This is a genomic window from Paenibacillus sp. FSL M7-1455, assembly GCF_038004655.1.
Lineage (GTDB): Bacteria > Bacillota > Bacilli > Paenibacillales > Paenibacillaceae > Paenibacillus_AQ > Paenibacillus_AQ cookii.
The window spans coordinates 5,764,025-5,781,500 of record NZ_JBBORO010000001.1; the positions used below are offsets into that span (position 1 = coordinate 5,764,025).

Below are 17,476 nucleotides of genomic sequence, written 5' to 3' on the forward strand. Positions count from 1 at the left end.
CGCTACACCTCCTGGACGATCGACACGAAGGAAGCCGCCACGTCCTTGTACTCATGAAATCCGGTCAGATCGTTGAAAATTTGCTCCAGAGACCGTTCATGCGACTGTTCCCGCAGCTCCTCGAAGCTGCCGTCGGCGACGATCCGCCCCCCGTTCAGCAGCAAAATGCGGCTGCTGATCTTTTCGACGACGTCCATAATATGCGAGGAATAAAAAATCGTTTTGCCTTCCGCCGCCAGCGCGGCCAAAATCTCTTTTACGATCATGACGCTGTTGGCGTCCAGCCCGCTCAGCGGCTCGTCGAGGAACAAGATGTCCGGGTTATGCAGCAGGCTTGAGATGAGAAGCACTTTCTGCCGCATCCCTTTGCTGTACGAGGAAATCCGGTCGAAATAAACCTCTTCGAGCCCGAATTTGGCCATAAGACGCCGTGCTTTGTGATCCGCCTTCCGCTGCGGGAGCCCGTACAGCTCCCCAATGAAAACCAGATATTCCTGCGCTGTCAGGCTGTCGTACAGCTCTGCTACCTCCGGCACATAGCCGATGCGCCGCTTGTATTCGATATCCCCGTCCGAGATGTCCCTGCCGAAAATCTTCACCTCGCCCTGGTGGCCTTCGACAAGGCCCAGCATGATTTTGACCGTCGTGCTTTTGCCTGCGCCGTTCGGGCCGATATACCCGATGATTTGCCCTTGGTAGACGTCCAAATCGATTCCTTGCAAAATCGGCTTGCTTCCGTAGCTCATTTCCAAATTGCGGATGGATATGACCGGCTCCTGCCGGCCTCCTGCCGTTTCGATCATCCGTATCACTCCCTTGAGTGTTGCTTTATGTATTTTTGAAATCTTCATACATGCAAGTGAACGCTTCGGTTATAGATCGCCCTTCCGATTGCCGTTTCTCTTCCAAATAATAGCATACAGCTGCTTAATATGCTGGTTAAAAAAGTCAGATCATTTAAAGACCCTTCCAACGGCTAGGATATACCTCAATTTCTCATCATCATTACTCGCCGTAAAACCCACAGTTCTATTAAAGATTTCGTTCAACCCGAGTTTTGGGCGTGGCCGTTCATTGTTCTGATCCGTCGTATTCGAGTCTGCTTCCATTTGAAATGCTTTATCAAACAGGAATATTACATGAAGATCCTCTTTTCCTTCGGCTATGACTTTTCCGCTTATATTTTTCGATTGGATATGGAGCCTACCATTTTGCAATTCACCGCTGCCGTTATTATTCAATGTCAAGTCGTAGGAGAGTGGAAGAATTGCGTTATGATCCGCAATATCGGCAGGGGAAAGATCTGACTCTTTCATGAATTCAATCATTTGATTTTTGTCCATGGATTCGCTGCTTATATGAACGAGCCCTGTATTTGGGTCTATAATTACCGGAAGATTCAAGTTATCGATCAAGGCACGAACCGGGATAAAAAAAGATTGTTGATACAGAACCGGGACCGTATCCATCATTCGGGGGACATTATTCACTTGGATACTCTTAGAGCCGGCTGTAATCTGGAGATCTTTATTATTCATTTGAATTAATGCTGTCTTGTGGGTTGGATTATAACTCACTTTACCACCGATTAATTCGCTTACAGCGCGTAAAGGTACCATTAATCTATTGTTTTTATCGAGGTATGGCTGCTTCGGGTAGGTGTATAATACATCATATTCATTAATCTGCAGCAGCACCGGAACCTTCTTTTCGATCATGGAAGCAGATGCATAGCTGCCCTTCGGGAAACCTAAAAACAATGCCAAAGCAGCAACTGCCATAAGAAAACGTTTTGTTTTTCGCACATGAACCCCCCCAGTAGTTTTTTTGTTAGTTTAGCAAAGTTAATTTTGAAAAGGAGAATAAGAAGTCGGCAGCTATTCCTATTTGCGACATATTCATAAAAACAGCCAAAAAGGTAAAAAGTTACATGTTGGATAAAAAAACAAAGCCACTTGGAATCCAAGTGGCTTTGTTGGGGGAAATCTTTACGGCCTAAAATGCTGCACGACCTTCCCGCGGCCGTCTTCCACTTCAACCTCGGCGTATGCGCCGTTGATGAAGGTAATCTGCGGAGGCACATGGCCGCAGTCGATGTCGTAAATGACGGGCATCTGCAGCTCTTCCGCAAGCTCCTGATACAAGTCCTCGGCGGTGTAATTTTCGACCGGATGGTTGGCCGGGCTTCGGCCGAACATGAGGCCGGTGCAATGGTCAAACCAACCCGCCAGCCTCATCTGCACGAGCGACCGGCGCAAATCGGCCGTATTCAGCTCGCAGTTTTCAAGATACCACAGGATCGGTTCCCCGCCGATCCGCTCCTGCTGAAAGGTGCGGACATCGCCAAACGGCGTGCCGATCAAATGCCGGATCACGTCGACGCAGCCGCCGAGCAGGCGGCCCTGAACATGAACCTTGCCGCCGGTTACCGTTTTCCAATCGGTCGGTTCCGTCAAATGAAAGATGCATGGCGACGGATTGGCATGGTCCCACTCCTTCTGAAACTTTGGAGACGAATGCTGCACGACGGATTTCCCTGTTTTCGTCGACAGCACGGTTCGCCACATGGCCGTCGTCTCGTCGGAATATTCACTCCTTAAGTCCACCAGATTCGTGCCATGGGCGGTAGCCAAGCCTGTTGTGAGCGTCACGGCAAGCAGCAGCACGCTGATGTCCGAATAGCCGAGCATCCATTTTTCCGGCAGCATCTCCAAATCGAGATGTTCCAGAATCTCAACCAGCAGCTCTCCGCCCCAAGGCGGCACGATCAGGTCAACCCCCTCGTCCCGGACCATCCGGTTCAGCTCGGCGGCGCGGACCTTAGCGGGAGCGGACTTGGCTTTGTTTTGAGTCCATACGCTTTCTCCGACAACCACCCGAAAGCCGTCCTTCTCCAAACGCCGGGTCGCTTCCCGAATCAAACCATGCAAGCTTTCCGGGACGCCGGATGACGGCGCTGTCGTGCCGATGACGGCACCTTCTTTTAAAATGGGATAACGTATCATTGCCGACCCTCTTCCATTAGAAATTTCAACTAAATTTCCCAAGGAATGCATAAAGAATTTACCCGGAAACCTCCCGCATTTCCTGCGACAGCGTTGCTGCCTGCTTGGACGGCCATAACGCTGCCTGAAAAACGAGGCAAGCGATCCCGATCGCCAAAACCACGGCTCCTAAGAGGAGAAACGCCATGCTTACGCCCCATCCATGAATAAGTACCCCGCCAATTAACGGGGCGGCGACCATCAGGGTGCTGGCGGACATGTTTTGGATGCCGAAAATGCGTCCGGTCATGCCCTCCGGCGTTTCTTTCTGCAGAACATAGTTATACGTTACGATAAACAGCCCGTTGCCAATGCCGATGACGAAGCCCAAAGCGATGCTCCATATGTCCGGCGAGCCCGGAACCAGCAGCCCCATGAAGCCGAAGGCGGCTCCAACCAGCGCTACGCCTCCCCCGATGCCGAGGCCGTATCTTACTCTGCCGAGACGGTTCAGCAGCAAAATGGTGATCACCGCGCCTACCCCGGTCGCCGACAGCACCCAACCCAGCAGCGATTCATTATGGGGTGCGATTTCCCGGTATAACGTCGGAAACTGAAAATCGATCATCAGGATGACCAGCATCACGGACATGTTGACGAGAAAGCTGCTGAGCAACATCCGGCGCTGCAGCAGCGCGCCCCATCTCTGCTTCCACGATCTGACAAAGCCTTGTTTCTCCCCCTCATCGTCCGAATGGCCGCCGTACGACTTCCGCTCTACGGCCTCGTTTTGATCGATATGCCGCAGCGTAAACAGGAGTACGCAGGAAAGCAGCCGCGTGACCGCATTGACCAGAATGCAGAGCTGCGGGGAAAAAACCGTCAAAGCCACGGCTCCGAGCAGGGGACCCGCGATTTTGGAAAACTGGTTGACGAGTCCGTTGTAAGATGTCGCCTTCAGCAGCTGGTTTTCATGGACCACTTGGCGGGTCAGCGCCTGATGCGCCGGGACGCGGAATACGCCCATGGCGGCGCGGAGCGCAAGAAGCGGCAGCAGCCAGTACATGCCCGGGACAAAAAGCAGCAGCACGGTAAGGACCGTCTCGGCCGCATCGGCGATCAGCATTAAATTGACCTTCTTCCACCGATCGGCGATGACGCCGGCAAACGAACCGAGCAGGATGCCCGGAAGAGCCATCATGACGGGAATGAGGGCAATCATAAACGGATCGGCATGCCAGCGGTAAGCGACCAGGATTTCAATCGCAAAGGCGTCGAACCATTCGCCGAAAGACGCCATGGCGTAGGCCGCAAACATTTTCGAATACGTCCGGTTGGCCCAAACCGATGCCGGGCGGTTGCCGGACGCAGTTGATACGGTTGACATCAGAATTCCTCCACCAATCAGAATACGCTTACTTTAATGGAGGAATATCAGAAGATTATCAGACGGAATCAAGAATCCGCTCGATCATCCGTTCAAGCGGCTGTTTATGCGGCAAAAACCCGTACCTTCGGTCGAATTCATCATAACGCGCCTGAAACTGCCGCTGGAGAGGAGGATCGTGATGCACCGTTTGAAGAAAGTCGAGCGTGCCCAATACGGAACTTACGAGAACAGGCACATTATGCGCGGCTTCCCCGGCTTCGAGGCCATGCTCAAAAGCGGAAAGCGCCTCCGTCCGGCGGCCTTGAAGCAGCAGCAGCCTTCCCTTTAACCCTTGATAGCTGCAAATCTCCCTTAAATAAGGGGTTTCGGCCAGCATGCCCTCGATCCGCTCCGAGCAGCGCTCCGCCTCCGAAATATGCCGCGCTTTCAGATGAACGTACAGTTCCGACGTGGCCACATGCACCTTAAAACCGTCAAGCTCACCGGCAAGTCCGTCAATCACACGGTAAGCCGCTTCGATCTTGAGCAGGTCTTCTTCAAGGCGTCCGTTGTCGGTATAAAGTCCGATGATGTTCAGCATCTCCAGCTCCCGGTGCATATGAAACGGCAAAATTCCGGCTTTGATGGCCCGCTCGAAGTAGTCCAGGCATTTCTGCGGCTCTCTGTAAAAAGCGTAATAGGAAACCAGCAGCCAATACAGTTTATCCCGATCCTCCGCGTCGGGGCTGTGCAGAAACCAGTCCAAGTCCGCCTGCACAAAACGGAGAAAAATCAAATAAAACGCATCAATGTTTACGCCAAGCAGCTCCTGATGGTTGGCCAGAGCCAGCATCGATTGGCTTTGTCCCAGCTTTTGATACGTTTCGAGCAGCTGCGCGATCTGCTGCTGCAGACCGCCATCCGACCGCGATGGAACGGCAATCGCCGGGGTTTCCTGCACGATCAGGCTGTAACCGAGTCCCCGTACGGTAACCAGCCGGATCTGCCCGCTCCACCGCGTTAGCTTCTTCCGGAGGCGATATATATGGTCGTCCACGGTGCGTTCGCCGGGATATTCCTCTCCCCACACCTGATCGAGCAGCTGCTCCCGCGTGAAGGGCCGGCCGGCGTGGCGGTACAGAAACTGAAGCAGCGCGTATTCCTTGGCCAGCAGCACAATGGTATCCGACTTGTAAGTGACGGAATAATCGTTGGGGTGAAAGTCCAGATAAGCCATGCCGCTCTCCTCTCCTCGTTGCCTGTATTTATCAGTAACCCCATTAAATCATATACAGGATTTGACAGACAAGATATCGTTTAACGACGGCAGTAAGAAAAACGTCTATCGACGCGTTCTCTAAGAAGAAAGGCCGCCTTTATAGATAATGATGCTTGCAGGATCAGGAGGAGGCAGCGTCTCTGAAGTTCAACATCCTCATATGCCAAAAAAAGCCGCCCGCAATTCCCTAAGGGAAATTGGGGCGGCCTTTTGGGCCATAACATGCGTGCTTTGCGCACCGTTATTTGATACTGTCGCCGACTTCCTTCACCATTTCCTGAACGGACAGCAGGCCGCCGCCGGAGAGGTACCAGTAGTTCGGGTCAAGATAGACGATATGTCCTTCTTTGTATGCATTCGTGTTTTTCACGAGGTCGTTTTCGACCGTTTGCTTCGCTTTTTCCCCGTCTTTATCGGTTGCCACAGCGGCGTCGCGGTCGACGACAAACAGATAATCCGGATTTTTTTCGGCTACGTATTCGCTCGTTACGCTTTGACCATGCGTCGATACTTCGATTTTGTCGTCCGCCGCGGCAAATCCGAGAACGTCATGGATCAGGCCGAAACGGGATTTCGGACCGTACGCGCTCAGTTTGCCTTCGTTGGAAAGGACGATCAGCGCTTTTTTGCCGGAAGCCGCAGCTTTGTCATGCACTTCGGCGATCGATTTGTCGATGGCTTCGAGTTCGGTTTTGATTTCGTCTTCCTTGCCGAAGATTTGACCGACGGTGGTCATGTTTTCCTTGAACGAATCCATGTAACGGGTCGTGTCCAGCCCAAGGTATACGGTCGGAGCGATTTTGTTCAGTTCTTCGTACGCTTCGGATTGTCTGCCGGAAATGATGATCAGGTCCGGATCCAGCGCGTTGATTTTTTCGAAATCGGGTTCTTTCAGGCTGCCGACGTTTTGATAAGCATCTTTATCTTCGTATTTGGACAGGTACGGAGGAATGTTGGCCTGCGGCACGCCGGTTACCTTCACGCCCAGCTTGTCGAGCGTATCCAGGATGCCGAAGTCGAATACGACGACCTTCTGCGGGTTTTTCTTCACTTTCGCTTCGCCGAGCTTATGTTTGATCGTCAATTCTTCCGAAGCGGAGGCATCGGAGGAGCCGCCGGCCGCATTGGCCGAAGTTTCCGTTACCGGCGTTTCCGCCGTCTTGTTATTGTTGCCGCAAGCCGCCAGCACGAACACCAGCATTGCGGATAGGATCAGCATGAACATGTTTCTTGTTTTCAAGGGGGTCACCTCATTTATATATATTAGTGTAAATTGTGCATTGTAGCCGCTACGTTGACGGATCGTTCTTCCGATCGCTGTTGTCTTCAGATCGATTCCGTCCCCTCCGCTACACTGCACCTTAATTGAAATAAATTTATAAAATGATGCGATGCACAGCCGTCCTGCCGGGCCCTGGCAAATTTGGCGAGCATCGATCTCATTACCAACGTCGGGAAACACAAGTCTTACGCAAAATAAACGCAAATCCGGTGATCGTTGATCGTTTCGATCTGGATATCCATGCCGTACACCTGCTTCAGCACGGACGAATCGATGATTTCCGCCGCCGGTCCTTCCTTGACGACCCGCCCGTTTTTGAGGGCGACGATATCGTCGGAATACACCGAAGCGAAGTTGATGTCGTGAATGACGATAATGACGGTTTTGCCGAGCTCGTCAACCATCCGCCGCAGCACCTTCATGATTTGCACCGAGTGCTTCATGTCCAGGTTGTTCAGCGGCTCGTCGAGGAGCACGTATTCCGTGTTTTGCGCGATGACCATCGCGATAAACGCCCGCTGCTGCTGGCCGCCGCTCAGCTGATCCAGGTATTGGTGCTGCAAGTCCTCCAGCTCCATGTAGCGGATCGCCTCGTCGACGTATTCCCAATCCTCCGGCTTCAGCTTGCCCTGCGAATACGGGAAGCGCCCGAAGCTCACCAGCTCGCGGATCGTCAGCCGCACATTGATATGGTTGGACTGCTTGAGAATCGATATTTTTTTCGCGAGATCCCCGCTTTTGCACTTGTCGATCGGATCGCCTTCGATCAGGATGTCGCCTTCGTCTTTTTTGTTCAGGCGGCTGATCAAGGACAAGAGCGTGCTTTTGCCCGCGCCGTTCGCGCCGATGAAGGAAGTGATTTTTCCCTTGCGGATCGTGACGGACACATCGTCCAGGACCGTTTTGTTGTTGTATCGTTTGGTTACGTTTTTGACCTCGATCACGACGATTTACTCTCCTTTAGCAGCAGGTAGAGGAAGTAGATCCCTCCGGCCAGATTGATGATGACGCTCAGCGTCGTAGAGAACGTAAATACCCGCTCGACCAGCAGCTGTCCGCCCACCAGGGCGATGATGCTGAGCAGCATGGAGCCAAGAATGAGAAAATGGTGTTTGTAGGTTTTCATGAACTGGTAGCCGACGTTGGCGACGAGCAGGCCGAGGAACGTAATCGGTCCGACGAGCGCGGTCGAAATCGAAATCAGGATCGCCACGACCACGAGCATTCGTTTGACCACCCGGTCGTAATCGACGCCCAGGTTCACGGCCTGGTCTTTTCCCAGGGCAATGACATCCAGAAACTTGGTATAACGCGCAAAATAAATCGCGGTACCCGCCATCAGCACGATCGACAGAATCAGCAGCTCGGTGTTGATGTTGTTGAAGCTCGCGAACATTTTGTCCTGGACGATCTGGAATTCGTTCGGGTCGATCAATACCTCCATGAAGGTCGACAAGCTCTGGAACAACGTCCCGAAAATCAGCCCGAGCAGCAGCAGGAAGTAGATGTTTTGCCCCTCCCGCTTAAACAGCAGCTTGTAAAAGACCATCGAAAAAAGTCCCATCAGTGCGACCGAAATGATGAAGTTCACGTTTTTGCCCATCGCCGTAAGCCCTGCCGAACCGAATATGTACACCATAAACGTTTGGAACAGCATATACAGCGAATCCAGTCCCATGATGCTCGGCGTCAGGATGCGGTTGTTCGTAATGGTCTGGAACACGACGGTCGAAAAAGCGATCGCCCCGCCGGTAATGATCATGGCCAGCACCTTTTTGCCCCTGCGCGGAAGGATGTAGTCCCAGTGGCCCCCGGCCTGGATCAGCATGAACACGGCGATGAGGGCAAGCGCGATGACTGCCAGAAATATCAGCTTTTTTTTCATGACGCATATGCCTTTCTTCTCAGGAGTAGGAAAATAAAGATCGCGCTGCCCAAAACGCCGACCGTCAGGCCGATGGAGATCTCATACGGATAAATGATGATCCGGCCCAGGATGTCGCAGAACAGGACGAACACGGCTCCGAGCAGGGCGGTATGCGTCAGGTTTTTTTTCAAATGATCGCCCTGGTACATCGTCACGATGTTCGGGACGACCAGGCCAAGGAACGGAATCGTGCCGACCGTCAAAATGACGACCGACGACACCGCCGCGACCAGCACCAGCCCGATGTTGACGACGGCCTTGTAGTTGAGGCCCAGGTTGACCGCGAATTCCTCGCCCATGCCCGCGATGGTGAAGCGGTTCGCGAACAGGTACGCGATGATGAGGAGCGGGATGCTGACGTACAGCATTTCGTAGCGCCCTTTCAGCACCGTCGAGAAATCGCCCTGCAGCCAGGCGGACATATTCTGGATCAGGTCGTTTTTGTAAGCGAAAAAGGTCGTGATCGAACTGACGATATTGCCGAACATCAGTCCCACCAACGGAATGAAAATCGCATCCTTGAACTTCACCCGGTCCAGAATGCGCATAAAAATGAACGTGCCCAGCAGCGCAAACACGGACGCGACCAAAATTTTCTCCAGCGTGCTCGCGTTTGAAAACAGCATCATCGCGACCAATATGCCGAACCTTGCGGAATCCATCGTTCCCGCCGTCGTCGGCGAAACGAATTTGTTGCGCGTCAGCTGCTGCATGATCAGGCCGATGATGCTCATGCTGGTGCCGGCGATGATAATGCTGACGAGCCTTGGCAGACGGCTGATCCACAGTACCTGCTGCTGCTCCGGAGTCAGATGGAACAAATCCCACGGCGCGATGTCTTTGACTCCCACGAACAGGGAGATGATGGATAAAACGATGAATGCTGCCCACAAGTACCAAATTTTCATAAGGAATCAGACTCTTTCTATCCAGACTATATGTCATCATATTACATATAATAAGAATGATATTCATTCTCAATTAGATGGATTCTGTTATCATTCTACCAGCTGAACCGGTTTTGTCAATCGTTAAATCGTGATCAAATCAAGGAATTTTAGGAGCAATGCAAAATTACGGAACGGCGAAAAGGCCGTAACCCCAAGGATTACAGCCTGCCCGATTTGTGGATTTATGCACAAAACTGTATACAATTTATGCAAACACCGTCAGCAGCACCGCGACCGTGTTGGTCAGCCCGTGAACGATCATGCCGGGGACGACGGAGCGCGTTTTTTCATAGGTCCAGGCAAAAATCAGCCCGCTGGCGAAATTGAGGGGCAGCGTGTTATACGTCGGGATGTGGGCGATCGTAAACAGTGAAGAGCTGATGAAGAGCGCCCACCCCGCCCCGAAACGCGTCCGAAACCAGCGGTACAGAAAACCGCGATACAGAATTTCCTCATAGATGGGCGAAATGGCGCCTCCGACCGTAATGGCGATCAGGATGCCTAGAACGTTTGCATGGCTTTGCAAACTATCGGTTTTGCTGTTTTCGTAGCCGCCTCCAAGCAGCGTCATCACCAGCAGCATAACCGCACCAAGCGCAAGAACCGCAGCCGACCACAGCACAATGGCGCTCCAATATTTGCGCGGAAAAGAACGGAGACCCACCTCGGACCATCCGGCTTGATGCGGGTAGAGCGCAATAAGATAAAGGCTCGCCATGTACACGACGCTCAGGACGAACCCCATCAGCGTACCCGCATACAACGTGTTGCCAAACCACTTTTCAAGAAATGCGTATAATTTGACCTCGACCAGCCATGGCACCAGCACAAAAGCCAAAAATACGATGGCGGCCAGCTCTTTGACCGACCAGGGATCTTTGGGCCAAGCTTGTTGGTTGGTTGTTTTCATTTGCGATTCCCCCTATATTTTCCTTCGGTTATCATGTAGTCTACAAGGTGACGCAACGTCACCTGCAAGCACAAATTTCAACCTTAAAGAAAGCGGGGTCTGATCGACATGGGCCATACCTGGACGACGGGGCAAGCAGCCGCGAAACTTGGGGTATCCATCCGCACCATCCGCTATTACGACCAGATCGGGCTGGTCACCCCCGGGATCAAGGAAGCGGGCGGCAGACGGCTTTATACCGAAGAGGATTTATTGCGCCTCGAAAAAATATCGCTGCTGAAGTCCTTGTCGCTTCCGCTTGAAGAAATCCGGCATCTGCTTGACGAGCTGTCCATCGGGCAGATTTTGGAGGCCCACCGGAAGCATTTGAAAACACAACTGGAGAATCTGCAAGAAAGCTTGGACAATACGAACGCTTTGCTGAATCTTCTCGAAGCGGAGGGCATGATCCGGTGGGAGACGCTGCAGCCGCTGGTGAAAGGAGCAAAAGACCGCACCGTAAGCTGGGAAGCTTATTTTGAAGAAGAGGAATTGCAAGTATTGAAGGCGAAACTGCCCCGCCTCGAGGGCAGCGATGAAATGACGCGCGGCTGGGTGCGTGTAATCGCCCGAATCGAGCAGTGTTTGCGAGAAGGCCGCGGACCGAAATCCGGCGAGGGAAAGGCGATTGCCGGCGAAATCGAACGGCTGTCCGAGCTGACCTTCGGCGGCGACCGGAAGCTGATGGAGAAGTTCTGGAAACTGCGCCGGGACCCCGCCTCTTCGAAGCAGGGCCTCGCCCCGATCCGGGAAGAAGTGCTTGCTTTCGTGGAGGCATGCCTCGCATCCCATGAATTCCATTCGCCCTCTTCGGAAATCGTAACAGGGAACCCCATTTCCGAAACAGAAGGGAGCGTGAAGGCAACATGACGGACAGCACGCGCGATTTCGTAAACAAGGTCCACGAGCAACAGGAAAACCAGCGCAAAAACAAGCAGCGCGCCGCAGGCCAGCCCCAGGCCCAGCTGCAGAACAAACAGCACAGCACGAATAAGTAAGACGCAAATAAGCACCTGACCTTCCATTTTGCGGAGGCGGGTGCTTTTTTCATGCTCTCCCGCCGGCGCATGCTTCGGGCGTTTTCCCGTCCCTAGCCATTCCTTGTACCGAACCATTTCCTGAGAACTTGCAGGGAACGGCGGGGCTAAGTCGTCTAAATCAATAACAGGCACGCGCGGGCGCGGCCAGACCAAGGTCTAGGGCTTAGACTGGACCGCGGTCAGTTCCGAACGCTCTTCCGTTTCCTATAGAATGGACAATAGAGGGAAACTCATTCCTGAACATGCGGATTTTGTATTGCCATTTAAATAAAATATCCGGACATTTCCGGCGATTAGAGATAAAAGGAGACTGAAACGATGGAGTGGATGAATCAACTGTTTGAACAATACGGTTACCTGGTGCTATTCCTCGGATTATTTTCGGAGTCGCTGGCGCTCCCTTTTCCGGGCGAATTGGCGATGGCCATATCGGGCCACATGTCCTCTTTCGGGGATTTCCATATCCCCTTCATCATTTTTTATTCCTACGTGGGCGCGATCATCGGCACGACCGTCACCTTTTTTGTCGGCTACAGGCTGGGGACGCCCTTCCTCGAACAGTACGGCAAATATGTGTTTCTCAATCAGGCGCGCCTGGCCAAGGTCAAGGAATGGTTCGGAAAATACGGCAACAAGCTGATCCTGATCAGTTATTTCGTGCCGGGGCTCCGCCATTTTACGGGGTACGTCTCCGGAGTGCTCAAAATCCGCCCGCGCACCTTTTTCATTCTGAACTACATCGGCGGATTGGTATGGGTTCTGGTTTACGTCATGATCGGCAAAATCTTCGGCCCGAACATCGAGGAGCTCCTCCACGTCGCCACCCGTTATTTTGCGCTGTCCATGGTCATTTTGGCCGTTGTCGTGGCCGCGTTGTTCTGGTTCAAGAAAAAAAGAAGCACGGCAAAAGGGCGCCTGTAATTTCAGGCGCCTTGCGCCTTTTTCGTTAATCCTGGGCCGTTTCGGCGGCATCCGCCGCGCTTTCGAGGTTTTTGAACTGGCTTTCGAACATGCGGGCGTAAAAGCCCTGCCGCCGCATCAGCTCGTCATGGCTGCCCTGCTCGATGATCTCGCCATGGTCGATGACCATGATCGTATCGGCATCGCGGATCGTGTTCAGCCGGTGCGCGATAACGAAAGTCGTCCGGCCCTGCATCATCTGGAGAAGCGCATCCTGGATATGCAGCTCCGTCCGGGTATCGATGCTGCTGGTCGCCTCGTCGAGGATGAGAATGGACGGCCTCGCAAGCAGCACGCGGGCGATCGCCAGCAGCTGGCGCTGGCCTTGGCTCAGGTTGCCGCCGTTCTCGGACAGCACGGTATCGTATCCGTCCGGCAGCCGCCGGATAAACACGTCGGCATTGGCCATGGCCGCGGCCTCCCGGACCTCCTCGTCCGTCGCTTCCGGCTTGCCGTATTTGATGTTTTCCTTGATCGTCCCCGAAAACAAATACGTATCCTGCAGCACGAATCCGAAGCTGCGCCGGAGGCTGTCCCGCGTATAATCCCGAATGTCCGTCCCGTCGATGCGGATCGAACCGTCGGTCACGTCGTAAAACCGCGTCAGCAGGTTCACGATCGTCGTTTTGCCCGCTCCCGTCGGCCCGACAAGAGCCGTGCTGCTGCCGGGCTTCGCGGTAAAGCTGATATTTTTCAGGATCGGAACGTCCGGCCTGTACCCGAAGCTTACCTGATCGAAGACGACCTCGCCCTGAATCCGTTCCAGCGCTTTGGCATGTTCGGCATCAAGCGGCTCTTCGCGTTCATCCAGCACTTCGAAGACGCGCTCCGCGCCCGCGATCCCTGATTGAAGCAGGTTGTAAATGTTGGCGAGCTCGTTCAGCGGCCGGACGAACTGCCGCGAATAGCTGATGAAGCTCGCGATGACGCCGACGGTGATCAGGCTTTTGACCGCCAGCACCCCGCCGACGAGCGCCACGGCGGCAAAGCCGATATTGTTGATCACGTTCATCATCGGCATCATGAAACCGGAACGGATCTGCGCCTTTAAGCCCACCTCGAACAGCTTCCGGTTTACGCCCTCGAATTCCTCGATCGCTTTGTGTTCATGGTTGAAAGCCTTGACCACTTCCATCCCCGAAATGCTTTCTTCGATATGTCCGTTCAGCCTGCCCAGCTGCACCTGCTGCTCTTTGAACAGCACCTTCGTTTTCCGGGTGACGGTCCGCGTCAGCCAGAACAGGATAGGCACGGTAATGAGGCTCGCGAGCGTCAGGATCGGGCTCAAGACGATCATCATCGCAAGCGACCCGATGATGGTGATGATGCCCGACATCAGCTGAACAGTCGATTGGGAAATGGTCGAGCTGACATTGTCGATATCGTTCGTCAGGCGGCTCATCACTTCGCCGTGCGAGCGGGCGTCGAAATACGATACCGGCAGCTTCTGCAGCTTCCCGAACAGCGCCCGGCGCAAGGAGGCGACGATCCGCTGCGATATGCCGGCCATCAGCCAGCCCTGCAGAAAGCTCAGCACGGCATCGGTTACGTACGCGGCGGCCAGGACGGCGATCAGGATGCGGAGCAGATGAAAATCGACGCCGCCAATATCAAGCGACATCGCGTCGATCGAGCGGCCGATCAAATACGGGCCGACCAGCGTCACGCCCGCGCCGAAGACGATAAACAGCATAATGAGCGACAACAGGCCGCGCTCCCGGCCGATATACCCCCACAAACGCTTAAGCGTTCCCGCGAAGTTTTTCGGCTTTCCGCCGGGCCCCCCGCCCATCATTCCCCGCATGGGACCCGGTCTTCCCCCGGGAGCGCCGGCCCCTTGGGGCGCGGGAGGAGCCTGCTGCTGGTCGCGTGCGGCATCATTGTGCGGCATTCGGCTGCATCTCCTTTCCCAGTTGGGACTTGTAAATCTCCTGGTATACGCGGCAAGTCTGCATCAGTTCCTCATGCGTCCCGCTGCCCGCGATTTCCCCGCGGTCCATGACGACGATCCGGTCGGCGTCCATCACCGACGTAATCCGCTGCGCGATCAAAATGCAGGTTAACCCCTTCGCATACGTTCGCAATGCCTGCTTGATCCGTCCTTCGGTCGCAACGTCCACCGCGCTGGTGCAGTCGTCCAAAATCAAAATCTCCGGTTTTCGGACAAGCGCCCGTGCGATGGAGAGCCGCTGCTTCTGCCCCCCGGAGAAATTGACGCCGCCCTGGCCGATCCGGCTCCGGTATCCTTCCGGGGAGGCCATGATAAAGTCATGCGCCTCCGCCGTCCGGGCCGCCTGCTCCAGCTCCTCGGCCGTCGCATCCTCTTTCCCCCAGCGCAGATTGTCCTCGACCGTTCCCGTAAACAGCATGATTTTTTGCGGGACGATGGCGATCGTTTCCCTAAGCTTGGCCGGGTCCATTTCCCGAACGTCCACGCCGTTCACTTTCACCGTGCCGGACGTCGCGTCGTAGAATCTCGGGATGAGGTGAACCAGCGACGTTTTGCCCGCCCCCGTCGACCCGATGATCCCTACGGTTTGCCCCGGCAAACAAGTCAGCGTAAAATTCCGGATGACCGGATCGCCCGACGAACCGGCGTAAGCGAAGCTGACCTGCTCGAAATCGATCCGTCCTCGCTCCCCGGAGGCAGGCGCGGCATCCGCTCCTTCGCCCGGCATCCCGCTGTCCTCGGACATCACTTCGCCGATCCGGCCCGCCGATGCTTTCGCCCGAACGAACATGTTGAATACGTTCGAAATCATCATCAATGAAAACAATATTTGCGTCATATAATTGATGAATGCGATGATGCTGCCGACCTGCATTTGCCCGTTGTCAACGCGCAGGCCCCCAAGCCATAACACCGCGATGATGCCGAAATTGACCGCAAGCGAAATGCCCGGGCCGAATACCGACATGACGCGCATCGAGGTCACCGAACGGGCCGTAAGTTCGTCGTTGGCGGCACGAAACTTCTCCACCTCGTAATCGAACCGGTTGAACGCCTTGACGACGCGCACGCCGGACAAATATTCCCTCATGACGCCGTTCACCCGATCCAGCGCGCGCTGCACGCGGATGAAAAACGGGAAGCCGATCTTCATATTCAGCACGATGAGCACGGCCACGAAGGGCACGACGACCGCAAGCACGACGGATAAATGGACGTCCAGCCGGACCGCCATGATCAAACTGCCGAGCCCCAGCAAAGGCGCTTTGACGAAAAACCGCATCAGTCCGTTCACGAAGTTCTGCACCTGCGTTACGTCGTTCGTCAGGCGCGTGACCAGCGAGGCCCGGTCGAAGCGGTCCATCCGCTCAAACGAAAGCGACTGGATTTTGCGGAACAAATCGGACCTGACCTCGGCCCCGAAACGCTGCGACACATGGCTGGAAATGACGTTGCGGATCGATGCCGACAGCGCGCCGATGCCCGTCACGAGCAGCATCAGCCCGCCCAGATCGAATACCTTGTCCATGCTTCCTTTCGCGACGCCGTCGTCGATTACCTTGGACATGATGGTCGGCTGCAGCAAATCGCAAAACGCCTCCAGCGTCAAAAAGAGCACCGCCACGCAAAACAGCTTTCCGTATTTCCGGACATATTTCCGTAGAAATGACAAAGCGACACCCACCTCCCGCGGTTTAGGGCCGTATTTTCCGAACGCCCAAACTCTTTATGTATGTACATACATATTCGCCGATCGGGACGGCATCCGTCAATCTCTCAGCCATGCATCGAAAAAGTTTTTGTACCCTTCCTTCATCACCCGGCTGGAAAACTGGTCGAACGCATAATAACGGTTGTCCATCGAATGGGACTGCGGCAGCGCGGCCGCCATGTTCACGAGCTCGAACCAATTTTCCTCATGACCGGAAAACGAATGGCGCGCATTGATATGGCGGTAGCACGGATGCTCCGGCTTCACGACGATTTTGCCCATCGCGAGCGCCTCCGTGAGCGGCATGGCAAACGTATCGAAACGGGAGCAGTTCCAGTACACCTTGGCGGTGTTCATCAGCGCAAACACCTCGTCCTGGCTCAACGCAAACCGCAGCCGCACGTTATCGGGAACGTCGTATTTTTTCATGCTTTCCCGGTAACGCTCGCCGCCGAACACCATGAACACTTCCTTGTCCGGATTCTGCTTCGCGTATTTCAGCACCAGATCCGGCCGCCGGTTCTCCTCGTCCCTGCCGATCCATAAAATGCGGTTATGCACGACCTGCGAAGGGTCAAAATGCTTTTGCGCCAGGCTTTCGCTGAAGCCGATCGGAATGACGTCCACGTCGGTAATCCCGAAATTCCGGGCAAATTCCTCTTTCAGAAACTCCGTCTGCACGATGGCTTTGTCCACGATTTGATAAAAAGGCTTCATCATGTCGTATCCCGTCAAAGCCGGATCCGGGAAGCTGTGCGGAAAAAGGACGCTTTTTTCGATGAACATCTTGAGGTACGTAAAACCGGACACCGTGTAAATGACATGCTCGATGCCGTGTTCGTGGATCTGGTCCAGCACGATGTCGTAATTGACCAGATCCCCTTTCTCATGCTCGTATCCCGGCAGCCAATCATACCCGCTGACATGGCGCTCCGGGGAAATGAACACGATGTCCACGCCCAGCTCCTGCCCGATCGCTTTCAGGCGGTCCGCAAACACGCGCGGCCCCTGGTTTTCGCGAAACTGGATTTTTCTCATGACCAGTCCGACTTTTTTCATATGTCTAATCATCCT

16 protein-coding genes are annotated in these 17,476 nt (G+C 54.3%); 3 read left to right on the top strand and 13 right to left on the bottom strand.

Going from position 1 to position 17,476, the window contains the following annotated elements:
- Positions 1–2: 2 nt before the first annotated feature.
- The 10 genes from NYE48_RS26345 to NYE48_RS26390 form a co-directional block, all read right to left on the bottom strand.
- Positions 3–803 (bottom strand): ABC transporter ATP-binding protein, encoded by an 801-nt coding sequence (locus NYE48_RS26345; RefSeq protein ID WP_036706226.1) that lies wholly within the window; start codon positions 801–803, stop codon positions 3–5.
- Positions 804–953: 150 nt separating this feature from the next.
- A complete protein-coding gene (locus NYE48_RS26350) occupies positions 954–1,805 on the bottom strand; it encodes a copper amine oxidase N-terminal domain-containing protein (RefSeq protein ID WP_341000431.1) in 852 nt (283 codons plus the stop codon).
- Positions 1,806–1,988: 183 nt separating this feature from the next.
- A complete protein-coding gene (locus NYE48_RS26355; RefSeq protein ID WP_341000432.1) occupies positions 1,989–3,005 on the bottom strand; it encodes a S66 family peptidase in 1,017 nt (338 codons plus the stop codon).
- Between the two features lie 58 nt (positions 3,006–3,063).
- Complete coding sequence (locus tag NYE48_RS26360) at positions 3,064–4,371, bottom strand: MFS transporter (RefSeq protein WP_341000433.1); 1,308 nt, start codon at positions 4,369–4,371, stop codon at positions 3,064–3,066.
- A gap of 58 nt (positions 4,372–4,429) precedes the next feature.
- Positions 4,430–5,590: a winged helix-turn-helix domain-containing protein gene (locus NYE48_RS26365; protein ID WP_341000434.1), complete on the bottom strand. Its 1,161-nt coding sequence runs from the start codon at positions 5,588–5,590 to the stop codon at positions 4,430–4,432.
- A gap of 283 nt (positions 5,591–5,873) precedes the next feature.
- Positions 5,874–6,857 carry a siderophore ABC transporter substrate-binding protein gene (locus NYE48_RS26370; protein ID WP_445324086.1) on the bottom strand — a complete coding sequence of 328 codons (984 nt, stop codon included), beginning with the start codon at positions 6,855–6,857 and terminating at the stop codon, positions 5,874–5,876.
- A 242-nt stretch (positions 6,858–7,099) separates the two neighbouring features.
- Entirely contained in the window at positions 7,100–7,858 is a 759-nt protein-coding gene (locus NYE48_RS26375) for an iron ABC transporter ATP-binding protein (protein WP_036706213.1), read from the bottom strand.
- A complete protein-coding gene (locus NYE48_RS26380; RefSeq protein WP_341000436.1) occupies positions 7,855–8,799 on the bottom strand; it encodes an iron chelate uptake ABC transporter family permease subunit in 945 nt (314 codons plus the stop codon). Before NYE48_RS26380 ends, NYE48_RS26375 begins: the two co-directional genes overlap by 4 nt.
- A complete protein-coding gene (locus NYE48_RS26385; protein WP_341000437.1) occupies positions 8,796–9,749 on the bottom strand; it encodes an ABC transporter permease in 954 nt (317 codons plus the stop codon). The genes NYE48_RS26380 and NYE48_RS26385 overlap by 4 nt, the downstream gene beginning before the upstream one ends.
- A gap of 247 nt (positions 9,750–9,996) precedes the next feature.
- On the bottom strand, positions 9,997–10,701 hold the full coding sequence (locus NYE48_RS26390; protein ID WP_341000438.1) for a CPBP family intramembrane glutamic endopeptidase: 705 nt from the start codon (positions 10,699–10,701) through the stop codon (positions 9,997–9,999).
- A 108-nt stretch (positions 10,702–10,809) separates the two neighbouring features.
- On the opposite strand from NYE48_RS26390, the gene NYE48_RS26395 reads away from it, so the two are divergent.
- From NYE48_RS26395 to NYE48_RS26405, 3 genes are all read left to right on the top strand, one after another.
- Complete coding sequence (locus NYE48_RS26395; RefSeq protein ID WP_341000439.1) at positions 10,810–11,610, top strand: MerR family transcriptional regulator; 801 nt, start codon at positions 10,810–10,812, stop codon at positions 11,608–11,610.
- Complete coding sequence (locus NYE48_RS26400; RefSeq protein ID WP_081991960.1) at positions 11,607–11,738, top strand: DUF4023 family protein; 132 nt, start codon at positions 11,607–11,609, stop codon at positions 11,736–11,738. Before NYE48_RS26395 ends, NYE48_RS26400 begins: the two co-directional genes overlap by 4 nt.
- A 360-nt stretch (positions 11,739–12,098) precedes the next feature.
- Entirely contained in the window at positions 12,099–12,701 is a 603-nt protein-coding gene (locus NYE48_RS26405) for a DedA family protein (protein ID WP_212951159.1), read from the top strand.
- A gap of 25 nt (positions 12,702–12,726) precedes the next feature.
- Here the strand turns inward: NYE48_RS26405 and NYE48_RS26410 are convergent, their stop codons facing one another.
- The 3 genes from NYE48_RS26410 to NYE48_RS26420 all read right to left on the bottom strand — a co-directional run bounded on the left by NYE48_RS26410 (position 12,727) and on the right by NYE48_RS26420 (position 17,461).
- Complete coding sequence (locus NYE48_RS26410) at positions 12,727–14,544, bottom strand: ABC transporter ATP-binding protein (protein ID WP_052146723.1); 1,818 nt, start codon at positions 14,542–14,544, stop codon at positions 12,727–12,729.
- A gap of 73 nt (positions 14,545–14,617) precedes the next feature.
- Positions 14,618–16,363 (bottom strand): ABC transporter ATP-binding protein, encoded by a 1,746-nt coding sequence (locus NYE48_RS26415; RefSeq protein ID WP_341000440.1) that lies wholly within the window; start codon positions 16,361–16,363, stop codon positions 14,618–14,620.
- A 96-nt stretch (positions 16,364–16,459) separates the two neighbouring features.
- Positions 16,460–17,461, bottom strand: coding sequence for a glycosyltransferase (locus tag NYE48_RS26420; protein ID WP_036706204.1), 1,002 nt, complete (start codon positions 17,459–17,461; stop codon positions 16,460–16,462).
- Positions 17,462–17,476: the final 15 nt, after the last annotated feature.